Here is a 20,242-nt window from a genome sequence, read left to right as displayed (position 1 = left end):
ACTTGGGCGGATTACTTGGTGGCAAGCAGCTTGTCGAAGAGCGCCTTGTCGTAGTCCGAGTAGATATAGCCGTCAGCCGGGAATTTGTCGGCGCGGGCGAGATAGCTGCCGATCGTGCTGTCGTCGATGACAGGCAGCGGCACTTTGACGAAGGCCGGAACGTCCTTGCCTTCCAGCGCCTGCACGGCGGTGTAAACGGAAAGCGCGCCGAGCCAGTTGGGCTGCATGGTGGCCCAGCCCTTCAGTCCCTTCTCCTTCCAGAGTTCCAGGAACTGCCTGGCGTTTTCGCCTGTCGTCGGCACCTGGTCGCGGCCCTGGCGCTCGAAGGCCAGCACCGAGCCGGCCGATAGCGCGCCGCCGAGCGACAGCACGCCGTCGATTTCGGGATTGGCGAAGAGCAGGCTGGTCATCGCTTCCTGTGCCGGGGCGACGTTATATTCCGTGTTCGTCTCGGTGATCACCTGGAGGCCGGGATTGGCATCGAGGACCGGCTGGGCGCCCTTGCGGCGGTCGTCGCTCACCGAAATGCCGGCCGGGCCGTTCATGATGATGATCTTGCCCTTGCCGCCGAGCTGGCTGACCATCCACTTTGCCGCGGTCGCGCCCCATTCGTTGGAATCGGTGTTGATCTTCGCCGTCACCTTGTCGGTGTTGACAAGGCTGTCGAAATTCACGACGGCGATGCCCTTGTCGCAGGCATCTGATATGACGCGGTCAAGCGCGTTGGAGGAGCCGGCGATCACGACGATGGCGTCGACATTGGCGTCGATCATCGACTGGATATGCTGGATCTGCGTCTGGGCGTTGCCCTGCGCGTCCGTGATCATCAGGTCCTTCACAAGGCCCGCCTTCTTCAGCTCCTCCACTTCAGCCGTGATGGTGCCTTCGGTCTGCTTCATCCAGGTCGGCACCGAATAGATGTTCGCCCAGCCGATCGTATAGGGCGCCTTCCTGTCACCCTTGATGCAATTGGCCGCGGCCGAGGCCGTGCCGGCCGAAAAGACGAGGAGTGCCGCAGCGGCGGCAGCACCGGCGAGAAGGTGGCGGCGCAGCGAAGCGGAAATGCCGTTTTCAAAATTCTTCATGTCGTTCCCCTTTTCGTGTGCGGCAGCGTTGACCGCTTGCCATCTATGTCCAATATAATGTACATGTGATCTATATACCGGACGAGGCGATCTTATGCCGATTTTTTCACCTCGCAAGAGGGGTGCAAAAATTTCATTCGCTGGGAATGACGGGATCGATTGACAGATGCGGCAGACGGCTTGAAAAGCTTGGCCGGACAAAAAAGGATCGACAGCAATGGATGCAGTTCAGGACGAAGCAGCCGGCAAACGCGCCCGAGGGCTCGACCGCGCCTTCGAGATCCTCGATTTCCTGCGCCAGAAACGGCAGGCCCTGAAGCCGAACGAAATCGCCGCGCAGATCGGCGCGCCGCGCTCGTCGGTTTACGAGCTCGTCAACCTGCTGCTGCAGAATGGCATCCTGGAATTCACCGGCGGCGAGGGGCGTGTCTATCTCGGCCGCAAGCTGTATTTCCTCGGCGCAGCCTATGAGAACCATTTCGATTTCACCCGCGAATGCGAGGCGACCCTGGAACAGCTTGCCGACGAGACGCGGGAGACAGCGCAGTTCTGCATGCTGGATGGAAACAGATACACCGTCGTTCGCATGCGCGAAGGCGCGCGCCCCTTCCGCATTTCGACGGATGTCGGGCAGTCGGTGCCGATCCCGTGGACGGCGTCGGGCCGCCTGCTCGTCGCGCATCTGTCGGATCAGGAGATCCTGAACTTCATTCCGCCGCAGGATTTCCGCCTGCCGAACGGCGAATGGCTAGAGCCGCAAAGCTTCATCGCCGAGGTGCGCCAGGCCGAGCGTGAAGGTCTCTTCACCTTCAACAGCATCGTCGACAGCTTCACCCACTGTTTTGCCGTACCGGTGCGGGGCGAGGAAGGTCATGCCGCCGCAACGCTCTGCCTCGTCACCCCGCGTGACGATGGCATTGCCAACCGCGACCGCTACCTCGACTGCCTGAAGAAGGCCGCCGCCGGCCTCGACCATGCCCCGACCCGGCCAAAATGAGGCTGAAGCCCTGAGCACATCAAGGCATTGATGTCCGATGGCACGGGCGCGTGTGCGTAAGCCGGCGTTCCTTTGCACCCTCGTCAAATCGGGTCATGCTCGCTCCGGCGGTGTTGCAGCGAGCCCAGGACACTAAGAAGACCAATCCTAATTTCGTCTCAGCCGGGCTCTTCGCCACGCCTGTAGACCCCGTCTGCCAGCCTGCGCTCGCATATCCCGAAGTAGCCGCCCCGATCGTTGATTTCCGATTTCACGCCAATCCGGGAAATCTATTCACTCTTCCGCCGAAACTATGAAATTAAGTTTCTCTATAAAATTAATAGAGAACGTATTTTAGCAGTCCAACAGCCAATTTTATACTTGGCCTTGGGGAAGGCCGAGCTGTTGACGACAAACGGAGAGGACACGAAATGACACGGAAAATCAGACTTGGGGCATTTCTTCCCGGCGGCGGACAGCATGTTGCCTCATGGCGGCATCCCGACCAGCCGGCCGACGGCGCGACCAGTTTCGAGTTTCACAAGCGTCTCGCCTTGACGGCAGAGCGCGGGCTCTTCGATGCCTATTTCCTGGCCGACGGACTGGCTGTCGGTTTCGGTGGAGCACGCGAAGGCGGCAATGCCCGCGTCGCCGGCTTCGAACCTGTGACGCTGTTCTCCGCCCTTGCGCCCTTCACCACCCATCTCGGCTTTATCGCCACGTCCTCGACCACCTACGAAGAGCCCTATACGACTGCCCGCAAGTTCGCCTCGCTGGACCTGATCTCGGAGGGCCGCGCCGGCTGGAATGTCGTGACCACGACGGGCGACCTGACGGCGCAAAACTTCAATCGCGACACGCAGCTTCCGCATGCCGAACGATATCGCCGCGCCGCCGAGCACGTCGACGTTGTCCGCAAACTCTGGGAAAGCTTCGAGGACGACGCGTTCATCCGGGACAAGCAATCCGGCGTGTTCTTCGATCCGGCGAAGCTGCACGACACCGACCATCGCGGCGAACATTTCAGCGTGCGCGGTCCACTCAACGTGTCGCGATCGCCGCAGGGGCATCCCGTCATCGTCCAGGCCGGCCAATCCGAAGACGGACGCGGGCTCGCCGCAGCAACGGCCGAAGTCATCTTCACCGCCCATCAGCATATCGAAACCGCCCAGGAGTTCTACCGGGACATCAAGGCACGCGCCCGTGGTCTCGGCCGAAATCCCGATCACATCCTCGTCATGCCCGGCGTATCCGCTTTCGTCGGCAGGACCGAGGCGGAGGCGCGCGAGAAATACGACCGTCTGACCTCGCTCATCGTCGAAGAGGACGGGATCGGCCTCCTTAATGGTCTGACCGGCGGCACGCTCGACCTGCACGGTTATGACCTCGACGGCCCTCTTCCGCCGGCGCCGCCGACGGAAGGCATGAAGAGCCGCCAGGCGCTCATCCGCCAGATCGCCGACGAAAACAACTTCACCATTCGCCAACTCTATCAGTGGATCGCGTCTGCCCGCGGTCACTACACCATCGTCGGAACGCCCGAACAGATCGCCGATACGCTGCAAAAATGGTTCGAGAACGAAGCTGCCGACGGCTTCAACATTCTGCCGCCCTGGCTGCCGACGGCGCTCGACGATTTCGTCGATCTGGTCATCCCGGAACTGCAGCGTCGCGGCCTGTTCCGGACGGCCTATGAGGGCAAGACGCTTCGCGAAAACCTCGGCCTGCCTTTCCCGACCAATCGATGGGCTGCAGGACGTGCAGCTCTCCAGGCAGCAGAGTGAGGAGCGGTCGATGTCCTATGAAATCAACCAGGTTCTTCCGAGAAGCTTCGGCCGCCTGAAAAGCAGTGAAAGCAATTTTTCCACACTCGCCTCGCATCTGCGCGGGGTGCTCGCATCGCTTTTGCCGCGCTACGGCCTTCTCATCGGCTTCCTCGTGTTCTGGCAGGTGTCGAGCACCAGGGGCTGGGTCAATCCCGCCATCTTCCCGCCTTTGGACGTCATCCTGTCCGCTCTTTGGACCAATCTGGCCAACGGCGCGCTGCTGGATGACATCGCCATCAGTCTGCAGCGATCCGGAACCGCCTTCGCCTTTGCCGTCGTGATCGGCATTCCGCTCGGCCTGTTCATGGGCCAGATTCGTGCGGTCGAACAGGCGCTCGACCCGATCCTGCAGCTCTTTCGCCAGACCTCGGCGCTCGCGCTCTATCCGATCTTCATCCTGCTGCTCGGCCTCGGCGAAACATCCAAGATCTTCGTGATCTTCTGGGCCACACTGTTTCCGGTGCTGCTCGCCACGATCGGCGGCGTCAAGGAAGTGGACAAGAAGCTCATCGAGATGGCGCGGACCTATGGCGCCGGACCGCTGACCATCTTCCGCCGCGTCATCCTGCCGGCGTCGGTGCCGGCAATCTTCGTCGGCCTGCGTCTCTCGGCGACGACGGCACTTCTTCTCCTGATTGCCGCCGAGATGATCGGCGCCAACAAGGGCATCGGCTTCCAGGTCATGAACGCCCAGTACAATTTCCAGATCCCGCTGATGTTTGCGGCGATCCTTCTGCTCGCCTTCCTGGGGCTTGCCGCCAATGCCTTGCTCGTTTTGCTGCAGCGCCGTCTCTGCCGCTGGTCTCAGCCGAGCCGCTGATCTGCTTCACCGATTTTCCTCTTCCGAAAGGACCCACCACATGACGTTCCATCCCCGCAACCTCCTCCTACCGGCAGCGATCGCTCTCGGCCTTGCCACGCCGGCCGCAGCCACCGATACGGTTAAGCTGCGCTATCTCGCCAGCCAGGGTGGTCTTGCCGCCCATGAACTCGCCGCCGAACTCGGCTATTTCGACGGAACGGGCATCACGCTGGAAAATGTCGGCTACGCCCAGGGCGGCCCGGCCTCGCTGATCGCTCTGGCATCGGGTGATGTCGAGATCGGCAGCGCCGCAACTTCCGCCGTCCTGAATTCGATCATCGGCGGCAACGATTTTGTCGCCGCCTATCCCTCAAATGGCATCAATGACGAGGTCCAGTCGACCTTCTACGTGCTCGAAGACAGCCCGATCAAAAATATCAAGGACATTGCCGGCAAGAGCATCGCCGTCAATACGCTCGGCGCCCATCTCGATTATACCATCCGCGAAGCCTTGCATTCCGTCGGCCTGCCGGCGGATGCAGCCAATCAGCTTGTCGTTCCCGGGCCGCAGCTCGAGCAGGTGCTGCGCTCCAAGCAGGTCGATATTGCCGCCTTCGGCTACTGGCAGACGACCTTCGAGGGGGCTGCGCTGAAGAATGGCGGCCTGCGTCCGATTTTCGACGATACCGACGTGCTTGGAGACATAGCCGGGGGCTTCGTGGTCCTGCGCCGTGATTTCGCTCGCGAGCATCCTGAAGCTGCGAAGATTTTCGTGGAGCAGTCGGCTCGCGCTCTCGACTACGCCCGCGAGCATCCGGAAGAAACCAAGAAGATCCTGGCCAAGGCGCTCGGTGAGCGGGGTGAGAATGCTGATATCGCACAGTACTTCCGCGGCTATGGCGTGCGCGCCGGCGGTTTGCCGGTCGAGCGCGATATCCAGTTCTGGATCGACGTGCTGGTTCGCGAAGGCAAGCTGAAGCAAGGCCAGCTGGCGGCCAAGGACATCCTCTTGACCGCCGACGCCAAGCCGGCAAGCAACTGAGGAATGGTGATGAGCATCGCCGAGGACACGCGTCGCGGGGAGGTGACGATCCGTCACCTTTCCAAATCCTACAGGTTGAACGGGGCACCGCTGCAGGTTCTCAGGGATATCAACCTCCACGTCCGCTCCGGTGAAAGCCTCGCCATCGTCGGCGCCAGCGGCTCGGGCAAGACGACCTTGCTCAGAGTTCTGGCCGGCCTTGAGGATTCCGATACCGGCGAGGTCCTCGTCGATGGCCAGGCGATACGCGGTGTGGGCACAGAGCGCGCCGTCATCTTCCAGGAACCGCGCCTTCTGCCCTGGCTGACCGTGCTCGACAATGTGGCCTTCGGGCTGGAAACAAGCGGTCTGTCGCGTGAGCAGGCGAGGGGGCGCGCGCGCCATTATGTCAAGCTCGTCGGCCTGCAGCAATTCGAGGCGGCCTATCCCCGCCAGCTGTCGGGCGGCATGGCCCAGCGCGTCGGCATCGCCCGGGCTCTGGCCGTCCAGCCCGAGATCCTGCTGCTCGACGAACCGCTCGGCGCGCTCGACGCGATGACCAAGATCGGCATGCAGCAGGAACTCGCACGGATCTGGCGCGATGAGGATGTGACGACCATCCTCGTCACCCACGATCTCGAGGAAGCGATCTACCTGGCCGACCGGATCCTCATCCTGCCGCGGGAAAAGGGCGGCGAGCCGCGTCTGATCGAAATCGACCTGCCCCGTCCCCGCGACCGCAGCGCACCGGAATTCGTTCGACACCGCGAAGAGTTGCTGAACCTGTTCGGACTGCACTGAAGTCTTCAATCGTCAGCGCGCGCCGCATGAGACCTGATCCATGCGGGCCGCGCGGCAATAGCAGTAGCGATGCGGAGGACGCCCGCGGACCGCTATCGCGACTTGCTCCTCGCTCCGGCGGTGAGATACGGGCGCCGATCCAGCTCGGCCGACCTGTAGGAACTGCGCAGCCGCAGCAGATCCTTACGGGCGATCAGGCCGCACAATTTCCCTGAGGCCGGATCGACGATCGGAATGCATCCGTCGCCCGTCGACAGCATCAGATCGGCGATGAATGCGACCGTATCGTCAGGATGCCCCACCGGAACGGAATCATCCGTCACGTTTTCCGCGAGCGTCTGACTGGCGAGGTCCGGATTCCCCTGCCAGAGCAGAGCGTCGGCTCTCGATACGACGCCGGCCAGCCTGCCTGTCGCATCGACCACCGGATAGATCCGGTGCGTTTTCTGCTGAGAGGCGAAGAAATCGCACGCTTCTCCCACCGTCATGGCGACTGGAAGGGTGTCGACATCGCTGATCATGATCTCCCTTGCTCGGGATAGTTCGAACGGGTCGACGCCATATTCGCGGGTGATGTGCTGACCGCGGCGGGCGATCTTCTCCGTGAGGATCGAGCGGCGCAGCAGCAGGACGGTGACGGCATAGGCCACCACGGTTGCGGCAAGCAGCGGAACGAGCGTGCTGACGTCGCCGGTGATCTCCATTGCAAAGAAAGTGCCCGTCAGCGGCGCGCGCATGGTTCCACCCATCATCGCCGCCATTCCGAGCAGCGCCCAGAAGCCGGGATCGTTGCCCGGCATGACAAGGCCGACCAGCCATCCGAGAGCACCGCCGAAGATGAGAAGCGGCGCAAGCACGCCGCCCGAAGTGCCCGACGACAGGGCAAACAACCAGATGACGGTCTTCACCAGCAGGATCGACATGACAGCCGGGGCGAGCAGCCGGTTGTTGAGCAAGCCATCGATGATGTCGTAACCGACGCCCATTGCCCGCGGTTCGATCAGGCCGCCGAGACCGATGACGAGACCGCCAAGCATCGGCCACCACATCCAGTGGATCGGCAGGGCCTCGAACAGGTCCTCGATCCGGTAGAGCAGCGTCGTCAGCAATCCCGATTGCAGACCTGAGATGATGCCCATCGCCGCGCAGGCGAAAATCCCCCACCAGGGCAAGATCACCTGGAAATGGGTCGGGAACAGTGGGCCAGTGCCGAACAGCAGCGGACGCCAGCAGATCGACACGCAGGCGGCAACGGCGACGGGAATGAAGCTGCGCGGCTTCCATTCGAACAACAGCAGTTCGACCGCCAGCATGACCGCAGCGATCGGCGAACCGAAGATGGCCGTCATGCCTGCAGCCGCGCCGGCGACAAGCAGCGTCTTCCGCTCGGCCGCACTCATGTGAAAGAATTGTGCGAAAAGCGATCCGATCGCACCGCCCGTCATGATGATCGGCCCCTCGGCGCCGAACGGGCCGCCGGTTCCGATGGAGATTGCCGACGACAGCGGCTTCAGGACCGCGACCTTCGGCGACATCCGGCTGCCGCCGATCAGGATGGCCTCGATGGCCTCGGGGATGCCGTGGCCGCGGATCTTCTCCGATCCGAAGCGGGCCATCAGTCCGATGACGAGACCGCCGAGCGGCGGAACCAGCACCACCCACAGCGAACGCGGAACGGCAGCCAGAGAGGCGGGCTGGATGCCGATCTCACCGAACCAGATGACATTCGTCACCAGCGCGATGAGGCTGACGAGACACCAGGCAGCAAATGCGCCGGCGGTGCCGACAATGATGGACATGCCGACCAGGAGGAGGACCCGCCGGTCGGTGGTGAAGTCGCCGGCCTCGCGCCGGGAAAGGCCGCCGGTGAAATCGTGCGGCCGGTTGTTTGGTGGATGCTGCGCCATGGAAGCCTCTGCTACGCCGGAAATGGATACGCTTGAGGCGCGTCAATATATCGTGATACGATATAAATCAATGGGTGAAAGCATGAAGGCGAAAATGTCTCATGGGATGCTTCACTTGACCGGCTGTCGGGTGCCCATCTATTCGAGATGGCGGAATGGCTCCTGACCCTGGCAGCCGTTGCGGCAGAGGAGAAGAGCTTTGAAGAAGACCGCGCCGCTGAGACAGGAGGACTACGAGGCTCTCGCCGATCTCCGATTTGCGCTTCGCCAATTCATGGACTTCAGCGCTTCGGCCGCCCAGTCGGAGGGACTGCCCGCGCAGCAGCACCAGGCCCTTTTGGCGATCAGGGGACAACGGGGCGATGCCATGACCATCGGCATGCTGGCCGAGCGGCTGATGATCGCGCCGCATACGGCGACCGAACTTGTCGGGCGGCTGTCGGATGCGGGACTGGTCGAACGTCATACCGATCCGGCCGACCGGCGCCGCCAGACCATTCTGCTCACTGATAAGGCGGATGAGCTTCTGACGCGACTGAGCGCCGTCCACCTTTCGGAAATAAGGGAGATGGCCCCGAAATTGATCGAGCTTCTCCTCGAACTCCAGAAGACAGCGTCGAACGCCAAATGACCATTGCGAAATAGCCGAGTTCCCGACGTGCCGCTTTAACCCAAAAGCGTCTTCTTGAGTCGATGGATATGGGCGGCGCCAATGCCGCAGCAGCCGCCGATGATGGTCGCGCCGGCCTCGGCCCAGGAGCAGGCATAGCGCGAATAGGCGTCGTCATTCAGATCGGCGCGGGTCTCGTGCAGGCCTTCATTGGCGGCTGCCTCGCCTTGCTCCCCTTCGAAGGCATTGGCATAGACGCCGATTTCGATATGAGCGTCCGTCTTCCGGAAGACGCGCGCCGCTGTCTCCACCGCCGCCTGCATGACCTCGGGCTTGCTGCAATTGAACAGGAGGGCTTCGGCGCCCGATGAAGCCGCCCAGGATGCCGCCTCCTCGACCCTTTCTTCGGAGCGAAGCTTCGGCTCGCCGCCCCTTATGGCTGCCTCGTCATCCGCCAATGTGAAGGAAATCCAGAACGGCTTGCCTGACGTCGCCACCGCCTTGCGGACAGCCTCTGCCTCGGCGATCAGGCTCAACGTCTCGCCGAGCCATATATCGACGAAGGGAGAAAGGTTTTCGACAAGCACTTCGAGATAATCCTGCACTCGCGAAGGCTGAAAGTTCTGCGGCTCGTATGAACCGAAGATCGGCGGCAGCGAACCGGCGACCAGCACCTTCTGATCCGTGACGGAATCAGCCGCCTCGCGCGCTAAGCGACCGGCGAGACGGATCAGCGCCGGCCCTTCCTTCCAGAACCGATCCTCGCCGATATGAAAAGGCACGAGCGCATAGCTGTTCGTCGTAACGACCTCAGAACCGGCGGCGATGAATTCCTGGTGTACCATACGGACGATATCCGGCGCGTTGATCAGCGCCAATGCCGACCATTCCGGTTGTTTCAGCTCGGCACCCAGCCGCAGCAGTTCGCGGCTCATGCCGCCATCGAGAATTCGCGTCGTGCTCATGAAGAGGTCTCCATTCAGGCTGTCGCGCCGTCAGCGGCGCCGGGCTTTTCATAACAAGGTGGGCGGGGTGCACGTGGTTCGTACGCCAGGGAATTCATGGGCCAGTCCTTTTCCGTCGGCCTAGCGGCGAACCGGCACCTGCGCTTCGAGACGTCGAAAGACGTGGGCGATCACTGCGGTCAAGGCGAGATAGAAGAGGGTGACGACCAGCAGCGGTTCATAGACGAGCAGCGTGTCCTGCCGAACCTTGTTTGCCACGGCGTAGAGATCCATCACCGTCACCGTAAAGGCGAGCGGCGTCGCCTTGAGCTGCATGACGATCTCTCCTGCAATCGTCGGCAGGGCGATGCGAATGGCGCGCGGCAGCCAGATCCGGCGGGTCAGCATCCAGGGCGACAGGCCGAAGGCCCGGCCCGCTTCGAGCTCGCCCTTGGGAACGGCAAGCAGCGCGCCGCGCAACACCTCTGCCTCATAGGCTGCATAGTTCAGGGTAAAACTGACGGCGGCGAAGAAGAAGCCTTCGCGCAGGATCGGCCAGAACAGGCTCTGGCGGATGCCGGGGACCATGGGCAGCAGCGAGCCAACCCCATAGTAGAGAAGCCACAGCTGTATCAGCAGCGGCGTGCCGCGAAAGAAGGTGCAGTAACTGCGCGCCAGGAGCCGCGTCAGCCTGCCGCCGCTGACCTGCGCAAACGCGAGGCCTATGGCGATGACGAAGCCGAACACCACGGAGATCACCAGCAGGCAAACGGTCTGCCAGGCGCCGGTCAGAAGCAGCGGCCAATAGGAAGAGATCCAGGTGAAACTCATGGGGCGCTTTCTTCAGGCAAGGCGCGGCTGTCCCCGCCGTACCCGTCCCTCGATCAGTTTGAAGACGACGTTGGAAACAAGCGTGATGGCGAGATAGAGAAGGGCCGAAGCAAGGAAAAAGACGAAGTAATGCTTGGTGCTTGCCCCGGCAAGACGGGTGGCGAGCGCCAGTTCCTGGTAGCCGACGACCGCCACCAGCGCGCTGTCCTTGGTGACCGACATCCACAGATTGGCAAGACCGGGCAGCGCGTTCGGCAGGAGCGCCGGCAGCAGGACGCGGCGGAACCTCAGCACCGGTCCCATGCCGAAGGCCTTGGCGGCCTCGATCTGGCCGACGGGAATGGCAAGGATCGCGCCGCGCAGCACCTCCGTCATGTAGGCACCCTGCACGAAGCCCAGCACGGCGACGGCCGCGACGAAGCCGTTCACATTGACCGGCGGCAGCTCCAACGCGGCGAGCAGCCGGTTGAGGCCGTCGGTGCCGGCATAATAGAGCCCGACGATCAGGATCAGCTCGGGAACGGCGCGGATCAGCGTGGTATAGAGATCGAGCAGCAGGCGCAGCATGCGGTTGCCCGAAAGCTTTCCAAGCGCGCCGCCGGTGCCGAGCAGCAGGCCGATCGCGAAGGCGCAAGCCGAGATGGCGACCGTTGAGACTGCACCTGCCAAAAGAACGCCGCCCCATCCCGGAGGATAGGGAGACAGCAGGTCCAGAATACCCTGTTGCGCGGTCGCCATCGTTCGGACTGCTTACTTCGCGCCGTAGATGTCGAAATCGAAGTATTTCTTGTTGATGGTGTCGTACTGGCCACTGGCACGGACGGCAGCGATCGCCGTGTTCAGCTTGGCTTTCAGCTCCGTGTCTTCCTTGCGCAGGCCGCCCGAAACGCCGGCGCCGAGAATCTCCTTGTCGTCGGCGACGTCGCCCATCTTGGCGCAGCAATCCTTGCCGCCATCGCTTTTCAGGAACGCGTCGAGCGCCAGTGAATCGCCGAAGACATAGTCGATACGGCCGGAGGCGAGATCCTGGAACGCCTCATCGAGCGTCTGGTAGGTCTTTTCCTCGGCAGCGGCGGCGAAATACTTCTTGTAATATTCCGACTGGATCGTCGACACCTGGATGCCGATGGTCTTGCCCTTCACGTCCTCGGCGGTGGCGCCCGGCTTCTGGTCCTTGGGGCCGATCAAGGTGCTCGGCGTGTTGTAATATTTGTCGGTGAAGTCGATCACCTTCGAGCGCTCCGCGGTGTTCGACATCGATGACCAGATCACGTCGAACTTCTTGCTCTGGAGAGCCGGAATGAGACCATCCCAGGAAATCTCGACGATCGAGCATTTCTCCTTCATCTCTTCGCATACGGCATTCATCAGGTCGATTTCCCAACCCTGCCATTGGCCCGACGCGTCCTTGGCGAAGAAGGGCGGATAGGATTCGTTCATGACGCCGAAGCGGACTTCGGCCTGTGCGGTGACGGCGGAAAGCACGAGTGCCGCGCCGGCAAAAAGCGTGGGGAGCAGTTTCATTCGCAGGATTCTCCTGGTTTGTGTTGTGTTGTCGATGGGAGCTCGAAATGCATCAGTGGGCGCTGAAGCCGGTGAACTCCCGGCAGCGGGCGCTGACAGGCGCGCCGAATATCTGCTCCGGCGGGCCTTCTTCCTCGATCCGTCCCTGATGCAGAAAGAGAACACGGCTGGAGACATCCCGGGCGAAGCGCATTTCATGCGTGACGATCAGCATGGTCCGGCCTTCTTCCGCGAGATCGCGGATGACTTTCAGGACCTCGCCGACCAGCTCCGGATCGAGCGCCGAAGTCGGTTCGTCGAACAGCATGACATCAGGATCGACGCACAGCGCTCTCGCAATCGCCGCGCGTTGCTGCTGACCGCCGGAGAGGAAAGCGGGATAGGCATCGCGCTTGTCGAACAGCCCGACCTTGTGGAGCAGGGCCTCGGCTTTTTCGATCGCCTCGCGTCGCGACATGCCCATGACGTGCACCGGCGCCTCGATGACATTTTCCAGCACCGTACGATGGGCCCAGAGATTGAAACTCTGGAAGACCATCCCGAGCCCAGTGCGTATCCGTTCGATCTGCCGCCAGCTGCGCGGCTGCAACCGGCCGTCCCGCCCCATCTTCAGCGCAATCTCCTCGCCGTTCACGGCAATGCGGCCACGATCCGGCGTTTCCAGGAAATTGATGCATCTGAGAAAGGTGCTCTTGCCGGAGCCCGACGAGCCGATGATCGAAATCACGTCAGACTTGTGGGCTTGCGCCGAAATACCCTTGAGAACCTCTTGCGAGCCGAAGCTTTTATGAAGATCTTCGACACGAAGAGCAGGAAAGGGTTGATCTGGCATGCATGGTTCCGGGTGAATTGAGCTTGCGAAGGATAATGATAAAATAACGCGGTTTTTTCGCGCAGTTTTCATCTATTCTGCATATTTTATGCAAAATAATCTTCCTCGTGCGGCAAGTACGGCAGAATGCGCGAATTGCTGCGGCGAGAACCAGGATTGGACAATGGAACAACTCGATCGTTTTGACCGTGACATTCTCGATATCGTTCAGCGCGACTGCCAGCTGAAAGCCGAAACGATCGCCGAACGGATCGGACTGTCGGTCTCGGCCGTGCAGAGGCGGTTGAAGCGGCTGCGCGAGGAAGGGATTATCAAGGCGGAGGTGGCCGTCGTCGACCGCAAGGCGACGGGCACAGCAATGGTGTTCATCGTCGGGATGGAGATCGAGCGGGACAATTACGACGCGCTGGCGAAGTTCCGCCTCTGGGCGGAGAAGCAGGATCATATTCAGCAGGTCTATTACGTCACAGGCGCGGTCGATCTGATCGCGATCGTCACCGCCCGCGACGTCGAGCATTATGACGATATCGCTGCCTTGATCATGGCTGACAATCCGCAGATCCGCCGCATGCACACGAATGTCGTGTTGCGGGACGTCAAGCTCGGCCTGTTCGTGCCCCTGGACTAGCGCGCACGCGATGCCCCGCCGGCATTGGTTCCGGCTGCCACGGATCGGGACGCCGACAAGCCGCTGGACTCGCATTTGACAAAGGGCATAATTCCCGGCGCAAATTCTCGGGAGGAATGATCGTTGACGTTACGACACCAGATCATCGCATTGGCGATCGTTCCACTCGTCATTTCGATCCTTGCGATCACCACCTTCATCACCTGGCAATCGGCAAACCTCGCCAAGAACAGCATCGACACGTTCGAACAGAACATGCTGAAGACCAAGGAAGCCGAGATCCTCAACCTGACCAACCTTGCCCTGTCCGCCATCCAGACGATCTATGACAATGCCGGTCCCGACGATGAAGCCGCCAAGCAGCAGGTGGCGGCGATCCTGACCTCGCTCGACTACGGTAAGGACGGATATTTCTTCGTTTACGATTACGACGGCAACAACATCGTCCATCCGCGCCAGAGTTTCCGCCATGGGCACAATTGGCTCGACCTCACCGATCCGGATGGCGACAAGGTCATTGCCGAATTGATCGCCACGGCAAGAGCGGGCGGGGGCCTGCATCAGTACAAATGGCAGAAACCATCGACCGGACAGATCGCCGACAAGCTCTCCTTCGTCGTCAGTCTCGACAAATGGCACTGGGTCGTCGGCACCGGCGTTTACCTGGATGACGTCTTTGCCCAAAGTGCTGCCGCCAACGTCGGGATGCGCGCCAACATAAAACGGACCTTCGTCATCGTCGCGCTGATCGCCGTGCCTTCGGTGCTTGTCGTTTTCACGACCTGCATGCTGCTGACGTTCCACGAGCGCCGCATGGCCGACAGCCGGCTCAAGCAGCTGACACAGCGGGTCATCGATACGCAGGAAGAAGAGCGCGCGCGGCTAGCCCGGGAGTTGCACGACGGCATTTCCCAAAATCTCGTCGGCGTGCGCTATGCGATGGACCTTGCCGGCCGCAAGGTCAGGACCAATGTCGACGATGCGGCTGTCACCATCGACCGCGGTGTCGAGGCGCTGAACGGCGCCATCAAGGAAATCAGGCGGCTGTCGCACGATCTGCGCCCGCGTGTGCTCGACGACCTCGGCCTGACGGCTGCTCTCGAGGCACTCTGTTATCATTTTGCCGAGCGGACGGGGATCGAGACGAAAATCGATGCCTCAGGCTTCACCGACACGCTGAAGGCCGAAGCCAATACCGCGCTTTATCGCGTCGCCCAGGAGGCGTTCAACAATGTCGAGCGGCACTCGGGCGCCTCCCGGCTTGCGGTCAAGCTCTGGAGCGATAACGGCCGCGCCCGCATGACCGTCACCGACAACGGCAGTGGCTTCGACGGCATCAAGGACGGCGTCTCCGGCAGATCAGGTCTCGGCCTGCGCAACATGCAAGAGCGAATGGCCCACTTCCGCGGCCTGCTGCTGATCAACAGCAGCGAGGCCGGCACGACGCTGACGGCGATGCTGCCGAAATCGGCCAATCATCCCGCCGATCGGCAGGCAGAAGCTGCATGACGGAACGCCCGAAAATCAGGGTGCTCTTGATCGACAACCATCCGCTGGTGCTGGACGGGTTGAAGGCCGTGCTCGAAACATTCGACCATATCGAAGTTGCCGGCACGGCGGGGCTCGCCCAAGCGGGGCTGGAGATCGGCCGGAAAGTCCTGCCGCAGGTCGTGCTGATGGACATCAACATGCCCAAGCTGAGCGGCATCGATGCGATCGAATTGTTCAGGAACGAACTTCCCCAGGCGCGGGTCGTGATGCTCTCCATGCATGACAGCCGCGAGTATATTTCCTCCTCGGTCATGCATGGCGCTGCCGGTTACATCCTGAAGGACGTTTCGACCGACGAGATCGTCTCGGCGATCGAGACCGTGGCGGGTGGGGGGACATATTTTTCGTCCGGTGTCTTCGACGCGCTGATGGGCGAACGCGCAGAGGAGGGTAGCGACCCCCTGACGCCGCGCGAACGCGACATTCTCGGGCTGATCGTTGCCGGCAGAAGCAACAAGGAGATCGCCGAAACGCTCGGGATCACCTCCGCCACGGCGGAAACCCATCGCAAGAACCTCAAGAAGAAGCTCGGTATTGCCACCACAGCGGGCCTCATCCGCTATGCGCTCGATCACGGCATCGTCTCGAAAGTCGGATAAATCGCGTCTACCCAGTTCTGGGTAGGCCCCGGCATTTCAGTGCCGCCTCGATCTTGCGAGCTTAAAACCGGCGCCATAGGACTCCATCCACGGCTGGCCAAGTGCGAGCCGTTGGGAGGAATTCACATGCGTTACATCAGCTTCCGATCGGTCGGAAAACCTCGAGCGACCCGCGCCGGGCCTGCTGCGGCCGCCGGCTGACAGACCTGCCTTCCACGCCGACAACTGGAACATGGCGACCGCCGCCCGCGGCGCCTGAAAGGTATTCCGACATGGAAAAACCACGTAGCAAGGCAGCGCTCTGGCTGCTTGTCATTCCCTACATAGGTCTGCTCTGGCCGCCATTTTACAATGTCCGCGAGCCATCTCTTTTCGGCTTTCCCTTCTTCTATTGGTATCAGCTTCTCTGGGTGCCGATCACCGCAGCGCTGACCTGGATCGCCTATCGGAGCACCCGCCATGACGACTGACATCAACGGCACGGCACTTGCCGTCTTCATCTTCTTTTTCGTTTTGGTCACCGTCATGGGCTTCGTCGCCAGCCGCTGGCGCAAGCCCGAGACACTGGCCCATATCGATGAATGGGGTCTCGGCGGACGCAACTTCGGCACCTGGATCACCTGGTTCCTCGTCGGCGGCGATTTCTATACCGCCTACACCGTGATCGCCGTCCCGGCGCTCGTCTATACCGTGGGAGCCTACGGCTTCTTTGCGCTGCCCTACACCATCGTCGTTTATCCCTTCGTCTTCATGGTGATGCCCGTTCTGTGGAAACGCGCCAAGGATTTCGGCTATGTGACGGCTGGCGACGTCGTCCACGGTCAATACGGATCGCGCGGTCTCGAACTCGCCGTCGCGGCAACAGGCGTCATCGCCACCATGCCCTATATTGCCCTCCAGCTCGTCGGCATGACGGCGGTGCTGAAGGCGCTCGGGCTGCATGGTGAACTGCCGCTGGCGATCGCCTTCATCGTGCTGGCGCTCTACACCTACTCCGCGGGCCTGCGCGCGCCGGCCCTGATCGCCTTCGTCAAGGACATCATGATCTATATCGTCGTGATCGCCGCCGTCGCACTGATCCCGTCGAAACTCGGAGGCTACGCCAATGTCTTTGCCTCGGCCGATGCGGCCCTCCAGGCCAAGGGTTCCGGCAACCTGCTGCTCGGTGGCAATCAGTATGTCGCCTATGCCACGCTCGCCTTGGGTTCGGCGCTCGCAGCCTTCATGTATCCGCATACGCTGACGGGCATCTTTGCCTCCAACAGCGGCAAGACGATCCGCAAGAATGCGATCATGTTGCCCGCCTATACGCTGCTGCTCGGCCTTCTGGCGCTGCTCGGCTATATGGGGCATGCCGCCAACCTGAAGCTCGACAGTGCCAATGACGTCGTTCCCACGCTGTTCAAGACGCTGTTTTCGGGCTGGTTCTCCGGCTTCGCCTTTGCGGCGATCGCCATCGGCGCGTTGGTGCCGGCAGCGGTGATGAGCATCGGCGCCGCCAATCTCTTCACCCGCAATTTCTGGAAAGCCTATGTCGATCCTGATGTCAGCGATGCAGGCGAGGCGAAGGTTGCAAAGATCACCTCGCTCGTCGTGAAGATCGGTGCGCTTCTCGTCATCATCTTCCTGCCGACGCAATTCGCACTCGACCTGCAGCTGCTCGGCGGCATCTGGATCCTGCAGACGCTTCCGGCGCTGGTCTTCGGCCTCTATACCAACTGGTTCCGTGCACCCGGCCTGCTTGCCGGCTGGTTCGTCGGCTTCTGCGGCGGTACTTTCCTCGTCTGGGATGCCGGCTGGAAGCCTCTGCATCTGATCAGCCTCGGCGGTGAACCCTTCACCGTCTACACGGGACTGCTGGCGCTTGCGGCCAACATCGCCGTTGCCCTCGTGGTCAACGCCCTGCTTCCGGCCAAGGCTCCGGTCCGGGCCTAGAGCATGATGTCGAAAAGTGTGAGCGGTTTTCGGACAAGATCATGCTCACCTTCTTGATCCAAAAATGCCAAGGGCAGCAAACGCTGCCCTTCGCAAAATTATCCCGCTTTGGCGTTCCAGCATAAGCTGGAGAGAGATCAGGGCGACTTAAAACTCTTCCCAGTCGCCGGCCAATGCTGCATTCCCATTCGTCTGGAACGACTTACCCACCTTGGCAATCATCTGGCGCGCAGGCGAGGGCGCCGGTTGCGCACGGGGCGCCGCGGCAGCGGGCTGCGCTACGCGCTTCGGTGCCACCGTTCCGCCAATGTTGAACTGGCCCAGCAGCTGGAACAGCGCGTCGGCTTCCTTGGCGAGCTTGTGGGCGGCCGCTGTGGCTTCTTCCACCATGGCGGCGTTCTGCTGCGTCCCCTGATCCATCTTGTTGACAGCCGTATTGATCTCTTTCAGCCCCGTCGCCTGCTCTTGCGAAGCGCCGACGATGGCCCCCACATTGCCGTCGACCTGCTGTACCTGCTCGGCAATCTCTTTCAGCGCCCTTCCGGTCTCGCCAACCAGGGCCACGCCGCTTTTGACGTGGCCGTTCGAAGCGTTGATCAGTTCCTTGATTTCTTTTGCCGCCTTGGCGGAGCGTTGCGCCAGCTCGCGCACTTCCTGAGCGACAACGGCAAAGCCCTTGCCTGCCTCACCGGCACGGGCGGCTTCGACGCCGGCATTGAGCGCCAGCAGGTTGGTCTGGAACGCGATTTCATCGATGACGCCGATGATGCTGCCGATTTCGGTGGCGGAGGATTCGATCTTGCCCATGGCATCGACCGCATCCCGAACGACGCTGCCCGACCGCTCGGCACTATCCTTCGTCTTGCGGACGAGCTGGCCGGCTTCCTGAGCCTTGTTGCTCGAGTCGGCAACGGTGGTCGTAATCTCTTCCAGGGCAGCGGCGGTTTCCTCCACCGAGGCTGCCTGCTGTTCGGTCCGCTTGGCGAGATCGTCCGAGGCCGAGCGGATTTCCTGTGCACCGGCGGCGATGGCGCTGGCGTTCTGGGCAACCTTCTGCATGGCGGCACGGAGCTTTTCGACCGCAGAATTGAAGTCGGCGCGGAGCTTTTCCAGAGACGGAATGAACGGAGTGCCGATCTGCTGTGTGAGGTCGCCGTCAGCCAGCGCCTGCAATGCATCGCCAAGCTGACCGACAGCCTGGTCCGTCTGCTCGGCAAGGGTGCGGCGTTCATCGGCATCCTGCTCGAGCCGATGCCGCTCCGACACGGCTCTCTTGGCCTCCGCGTCGGCTTCCCGCTCCGCCTTTGCCGAAATTGCGTCGCGCAGCCCGGCCACCGCCCGTGCGAGCTTGCCGATCTCATCGCCTCGCGCTTCAAGGCGGCGATCGCCATTAAGATTGCCGTCCGCCATCGCCTTCAGCGAAAGCTGAAGTTTTGTCAGTGGGCCGACGATCGTGCGTGCGGTCACACCGGCGGCAACGAGTGAAAGAACAGCCGCAATGCCAAGCGCGGTCAGGGCCAATGGCTTGAAGCCGCTTGCCGTGCTGCGAACCTCGCCACCAATCGATTTGTTCAGCGCTTCCTGATAGTCGATGAATTTGTTGATGGCGCCAAGCCAGGCAACGAAAGCCGGTCGCGCCTGTTCGAGCAGGATCTTGCGAGCGGCCTCGCCATCGCCCTTCTCCTGCAGTGCAATAATCTGGGCGACCAGAGGATTGGTCTTCGCCTGGATGTCTGCAATCTCACCGAGAATGGTCTTTTCCTGTTCCGTCGCACCGGCCGGAGAGGCAACCATATCCGCCATGCGCTTTTCATTCTCGGCGTAGGAGGCGGCCAGCTTCTCGATCAATGCCTCGGCGGTCTTCCGTTCATCGGCAGACGTCACCAGAGTGACGTCGCGGATGGCGATTGCCCGATCATGCACGCTGCCGCGATAGTTGATGGCAAACCGCTGCTTCACGCTGTTGACGTCGTTGATGGTTCCAAGCTTATCGTTGATCTGCGCAACTTTTTCCGTCGAATAGATGGTCAGGCCGACCATCAGCAAAAGGAGAACGCTGAAGCCAAGCGCCAGGCGCGCCACAACCCCGAAACTCATGATATTCTTCATATGCACTCTCCCCTCGCGGTGAGGTTTGTTGGAAGGATGTCTCGGCAGCCAGGATTGCTTGTCATGTCTCATTCAAATGCAGAGCCTCGGTGTCTCCGAGTGCATCCGACAGGCACCCCTGTGCCCGGAATCGCGCTTGAGATACGGGACATCCGTCAAAGCAATAAAAGCCGATTTTGATGCGAAATTCGGGTGCCTGACCCGCCATCATGGCGGAGGTGACGGCCCTCAAAGAACGTCGTCCCGATATCTAAAAAAAAT

The 20,242-nt window shown here is 61.5% G+C and carries 19 protein-coding genes; 11 read left to right on the top strand and 8 right to left on the bottom strand.

The annotated features are described in order from the left end of the window. Positions 1-11 precede the first annotated feature (11 nt). The gene (locus tag J3P73_RS33880) at positions 12-1,085 is read right to left on the bottom strand and encodes an ABC transporter substrate-binding protein (RefSeq protein ID WP_164053527.1); all 1,074 of its coding nucleotides are present in this window, start codon (positions 1,083-1,085) and stop codon (positions 12-14) included. A 217-nt stretch (positions 1,086-1,302) separates the two neighbouring features. Between J3P73_RS33880 and J3P73_RS33875 the strand changes: the two genes are divergently transcribed. The 5 genes from J3P73_RS33875 (at position 1,303) to J3P73_RS33855 (ending at position 6,511) form a co-directional block, all read left to right on the top strand. After that, complete coding sequence (locus J3P73_RS33875; protein WP_075223775.1) at positions 1,303-2,082, top strand: IclR family transcriptional regulator; 780 nt, start codon at positions 1,303-1,305, stop codon at positions 2,080-2,082. Between the two features lie 410 nt (positions 2,083-2,492). Then, positions 2,493-3,845 carry an LLM class flavin-dependent oxidoreductase gene (locus tag J3P73_RS33870; protein WP_130689070.1) on the top strand — a complete coding sequence of 451 codons (1,353 nt, stop codon included), beginning with the start codon at positions 2,493-2,495 and terminating at the stop codon, positions 3,843-3,845. Between the two features lie 10 nt (positions 3,846-3,855). Continuing rightward, entirely contained in the window at positions 3,856-4,707 is an 852-nt protein-coding gene (locus J3P73_RS33865; protein WP_075223774.1) for an ABC transporter permease, read from the top strand. A gap of 40 nt (positions 4,708-4,747) precedes the next feature. Next, entirely contained in the window at positions 4,748-5,731 is a 984-nt protein-coding gene (locus J3P73_RS33860) for an ABC transporter substrate-binding protein (protein WP_075223773.1), read from the top strand. A gap of 9 nt (positions 5,732-5,740) precedes the next feature. Then, on the top strand, positions 5,741-6,511 hold the full coding sequence (locus tag J3P73_RS33855) for an ABC transporter ATP-binding protein (protein WP_018070676.1): 771 nt from the start codon (positions 5,741-5,743) through the stop codon (positions 6,509-6,511). 92 nt (positions 6,512-6,603) lie between these two features. Here J3P73_RS33855 and J3P73_RS33850 read toward each other — a convergent pair whose 3' ends face one another. Beyond that, positions 6,604-8,418, bottom strand: coding sequence for a chloride channel protein (locus J3P73_RS33850; RefSeq protein WP_207580111.1), 1,815 nt, complete (start codon positions 8,416-8,418; stop codon positions 6,604-6,606). 199 nt (positions 8,419-8,617) lie between these two features. Between J3P73_RS33850 and J3P73_RS33845 the strand changes: the two genes are divergently transcribed. After that, complete coding sequence (locus J3P73_RS33845) at positions 8,618-9,049, top strand: MarR family winged helix-turn-helix transcriptional regulator (protein WP_207580110.1); 432 nt, start codon at positions 8,618-8,620, stop codon at positions 9,047-9,049. A 35-nt stretch (positions 9,050-9,084) separates the two neighbouring features. On the opposite strand, the gene J3P73_RS33840 is transcribed toward J3P73_RS33845, so the two are convergent. The 5 genes from J3P73_RS33840 to J3P73_RS33820 form a co-directional block, all read right to left on the bottom strand. After that, a complete protein-coding gene (locus tag J3P73_RS33840) occupies positions 9,085-9,993 on the bottom strand; it encodes a homocysteine S-methyltransferase family protein (RefSeq protein ID WP_130662903.1) in 909 nt (302 codons plus the stop codon). 120 nt (positions 9,994-10,113) lie between these two features. Further along, positions 10,114-10,803, bottom strand: a complete 690-nt coding sequence (locus tag J3P73_RS33835; RefSeq protein WP_207580109.1) for an ABC transporter permease — start codon at positions 10,801-10,803, stop codon at positions 10,114-10,116. Between the two features lie 12 nt (positions 10,804-10,815). Then, the gene (locus tag J3P73_RS33830; protein WP_018070681.1) at positions 10,816-11,541 is read right to left on the bottom strand and encodes an ABC transporter permease; all 726 of its coding nucleotides are present in this window, start codon (positions 11,539-11,541) and stop codon (positions 10,816-10,818) included. Between the two features lie 12 nt (positions 11,542-11,553). Beyond that, the gene (locus J3P73_RS33825) at positions 11,554-12,327 is read right to left on the bottom strand and encodes a transporter substrate-binding domain-containing protein (RefSeq protein ID WP_018070682.1); all 774 of its coding nucleotides are present in this window, start codon (positions 12,325-12,327) and stop codon (positions 11,554-11,556) included. A 52-nt stretch (positions 12,328-12,379) separates the two neighbouring features. Then, positions 12,380-13,159 carry an ABC transporter ATP-binding protein gene (locus J3P73_RS33820; RefSeq protein ID WP_130720592.1) on the bottom strand — a complete coding sequence of 260 codons (780 nt, stop codon included), beginning with the start codon at positions 13,157-13,159 and terminating at the stop codon, positions 12,380-12,382. A 163-nt stretch (positions 13,160-13,322) separates the two neighbouring features. Here J3P73_RS33820 and J3P73_RS33815 point away from each other — a divergent pair, with 163 nt between their 5' ends. The 5 genes from J3P73_RS33815 (at position 13,323) to mctP (ending at position 17,872) form a co-directional block, all read left to right on the top strand. After that, positions 13,323-13,787, top strand: a complete 465-nt coding sequence (locus J3P73_RS33815; RefSeq protein WP_003555489.1) for an Lrp/AsnC family transcriptional regulator — start codon at positions 13,323-13,325, stop codon at positions 13,785-13,787. A gap of 123 nt (positions 13,788-13,910) precedes the next feature. Then, positions 13,911-15,296 carry a two-component system sensor histidine kinase MctS gene (mctS, locus tag J3P73_RS33810; RefSeq protein WP_130662906.1) on the top strand — a complete coding sequence of 462 codons (1,386 nt, stop codon included), beginning with the start codon at positions 13,911-13,913 and terminating at the stop codon, positions 15,294-15,296. After that, positions 15,293-15,937, top strand: coding sequence for a two-component system response regulator MctR (gene mctR, locus J3P73_RS33805; RefSeq protein WP_130662907.1), 645 nt, complete (start codon positions 15,293-15,295; stop codon positions 15,935-15,937). Before mctS ends, mctR begins: the two co-directional genes overlap by 4 nt. Positions 15,938-16,209: 272 nt before the next feature. Further along, entirely contained in the window at positions 16,210-16,407 is a 198-nt protein-coding gene (locus J3P73_RS33800) for a DUF3311 domain-containing protein (protein WP_018070686.1), read from the top strand. Next, complete coding sequence (gene mctP, locus J3P73_RS33795) at positions 16,397-17,872, top strand: monocarboxylate uptake permease MctP (RefSeq protein WP_207580108.1); 1,476 nt, start codon at positions 16,397-16,399, stop codon at positions 17,870-17,872. Before J3P73_RS33800 ends, mctP begins: the two co-directional genes overlap by 11 nt. Positions 17,873-18,019: 147 nt before the next feature. Here mctP and J3P73_RS33790 read toward each other — a convergent pair whose 3' ends face one another. Continuing rightward, the gene (locus J3P73_RS33790; RefSeq protein ID WP_130776510.1) at positions 18,020-19,981 is read right to left on the bottom strand and encodes a HAMP domain-containing methyl-accepting chemotaxis protein; all 1,962 of its coding nucleotides are present in this window, start codon (positions 19,979-19,981) and stop codon (positions 18,020-18,022) included. Positions 19,982-20,242: the final 261 nt, after the last annotated feature.

Origin of the sequence: Rhizobium ruizarguesonis (genome assembly GCF_017357285.1) — a bacterium.
Lineage (GTDB): Bacteria > Pseudomonadota > Alphaproteobacteria > Rhizobiales > Rhizobiaceae > Rhizobium > Rhizobium ruizarguesonis.
This window is presented reverse-complemented; position numbering and strand designations above follow the sequence as displayed.

Coding starts and splice junctions, on each gene's coding strand:
- J3P73_RS33880 (WP_164053527.1), bottom strand. CDS start 1,085: ATGAAGAATTTTGAAAACGGCATTTCCGCTTCGCTGCGCCGCCACCTT.
- J3P73_RS33800 (WP_018070686.1), top strand. CDS start 16,210: ATGGAAAAACCACGTAGCAAGGCAGCGCTCTGGCTGCTTGTCATTCCC.
- J3P73_RS33835 (WP_207580109.1), bottom strand. CDS start 10,803: ATGAGTTTCACCTGGATCTCTTCCTATTGGCCGCTGCTTCTGACCGGC.
- J3P73_RS33865 (WP_075223774.1), top strand. CDS start 3,856: ATGTCCTATGAAATCAACCAGGTTCTTCCGAGAAGCTTCGGCCGCCTG.
- mctP (WP_207580108.1), top strand. CDS start 16,397: ATGACGACTGACATCAACGGCACGGCACTTGCCGTCTTCATCTTCTTT.
- J3P73_RS33875 (WP_075223775.1), top strand. CDS start 1,303: ATGGATGCAGTTCAGGACGAAGCAGCCGGCAAACGCGCCCGAGGGCTC.
- J3P73_RS33840 (WP_130662903.1), bottom strand. CDS start 9,993: ATGAGCACGACGCGAATTCTCGATGGCGGCATGAGCCGCGAACTGCTG.
- J3P73_RS33820 (WP_130720592.1), bottom strand. CDS start 13,159: ATGCCAGATCAACCCTTTCCTGCTCTTCGTGTCGAAGATCTTCATAAA.
- J3P73_RS33860 (WP_075223773.1), top strand. CDS start 4,748: ATGACGTTCCATCCCCGCAACCTCCTCCTACCGGCAGCGATCGCTCTC.
- J3P73_RS33815 (WP_003555489.1), top strand. CDS start 13,323: ATGGAACAACTCGATCGTTTTGACCGTGACATTCTCGATATCGTTCAG.
- J3P73_RS33790 (WP_130776510.1), bottom strand. CDS start 19,981: ATGAAGAATATCATGAGTTTCGGGGTTGTGGCGCGCCTGGCGCTTGGC.
- J3P73_RS33870 (WP_130689070.1), top strand. CDS start 2,493: ATGACACGGAAAATCAGACTTGGGGCATTTCTTCCCGGCGGCGGACAG.
- J3P73_RS33850 (WP_207580111.1), bottom strand. CDS start 8,418: ATGGCGCAGCATCCACCAAACAACCGGCCGCACGATTTCACCGGCGGC.
- J3P73_RS33855 (WP_018070676.1), top strand. CDS start 5,741: ATGAGCATCGCCGAGGACACGCGTCGCGGGGAGGTGACGATCCGTCAC.
- mctR (WP_130662907.1), top strand. CDS start 15,293: ATGACGGAACGCCCGAAAATCAGGGTGCTCTTGATCGACAACCATCCG.
- J3P73_RS33830 (WP_018070681.1), bottom strand. CDS start 11,541: ATGGCGACCGCGCAACAGGGTATTCTGGACCTGCTGTCTCCCTATCCT.
- J3P73_RS33825 (WP_018070682.1), bottom strand. CDS start 12,327: ATGAAACTGCTCCCCACGCTTTTTGCCGGCGCGGCACTCGTGCTTTCC.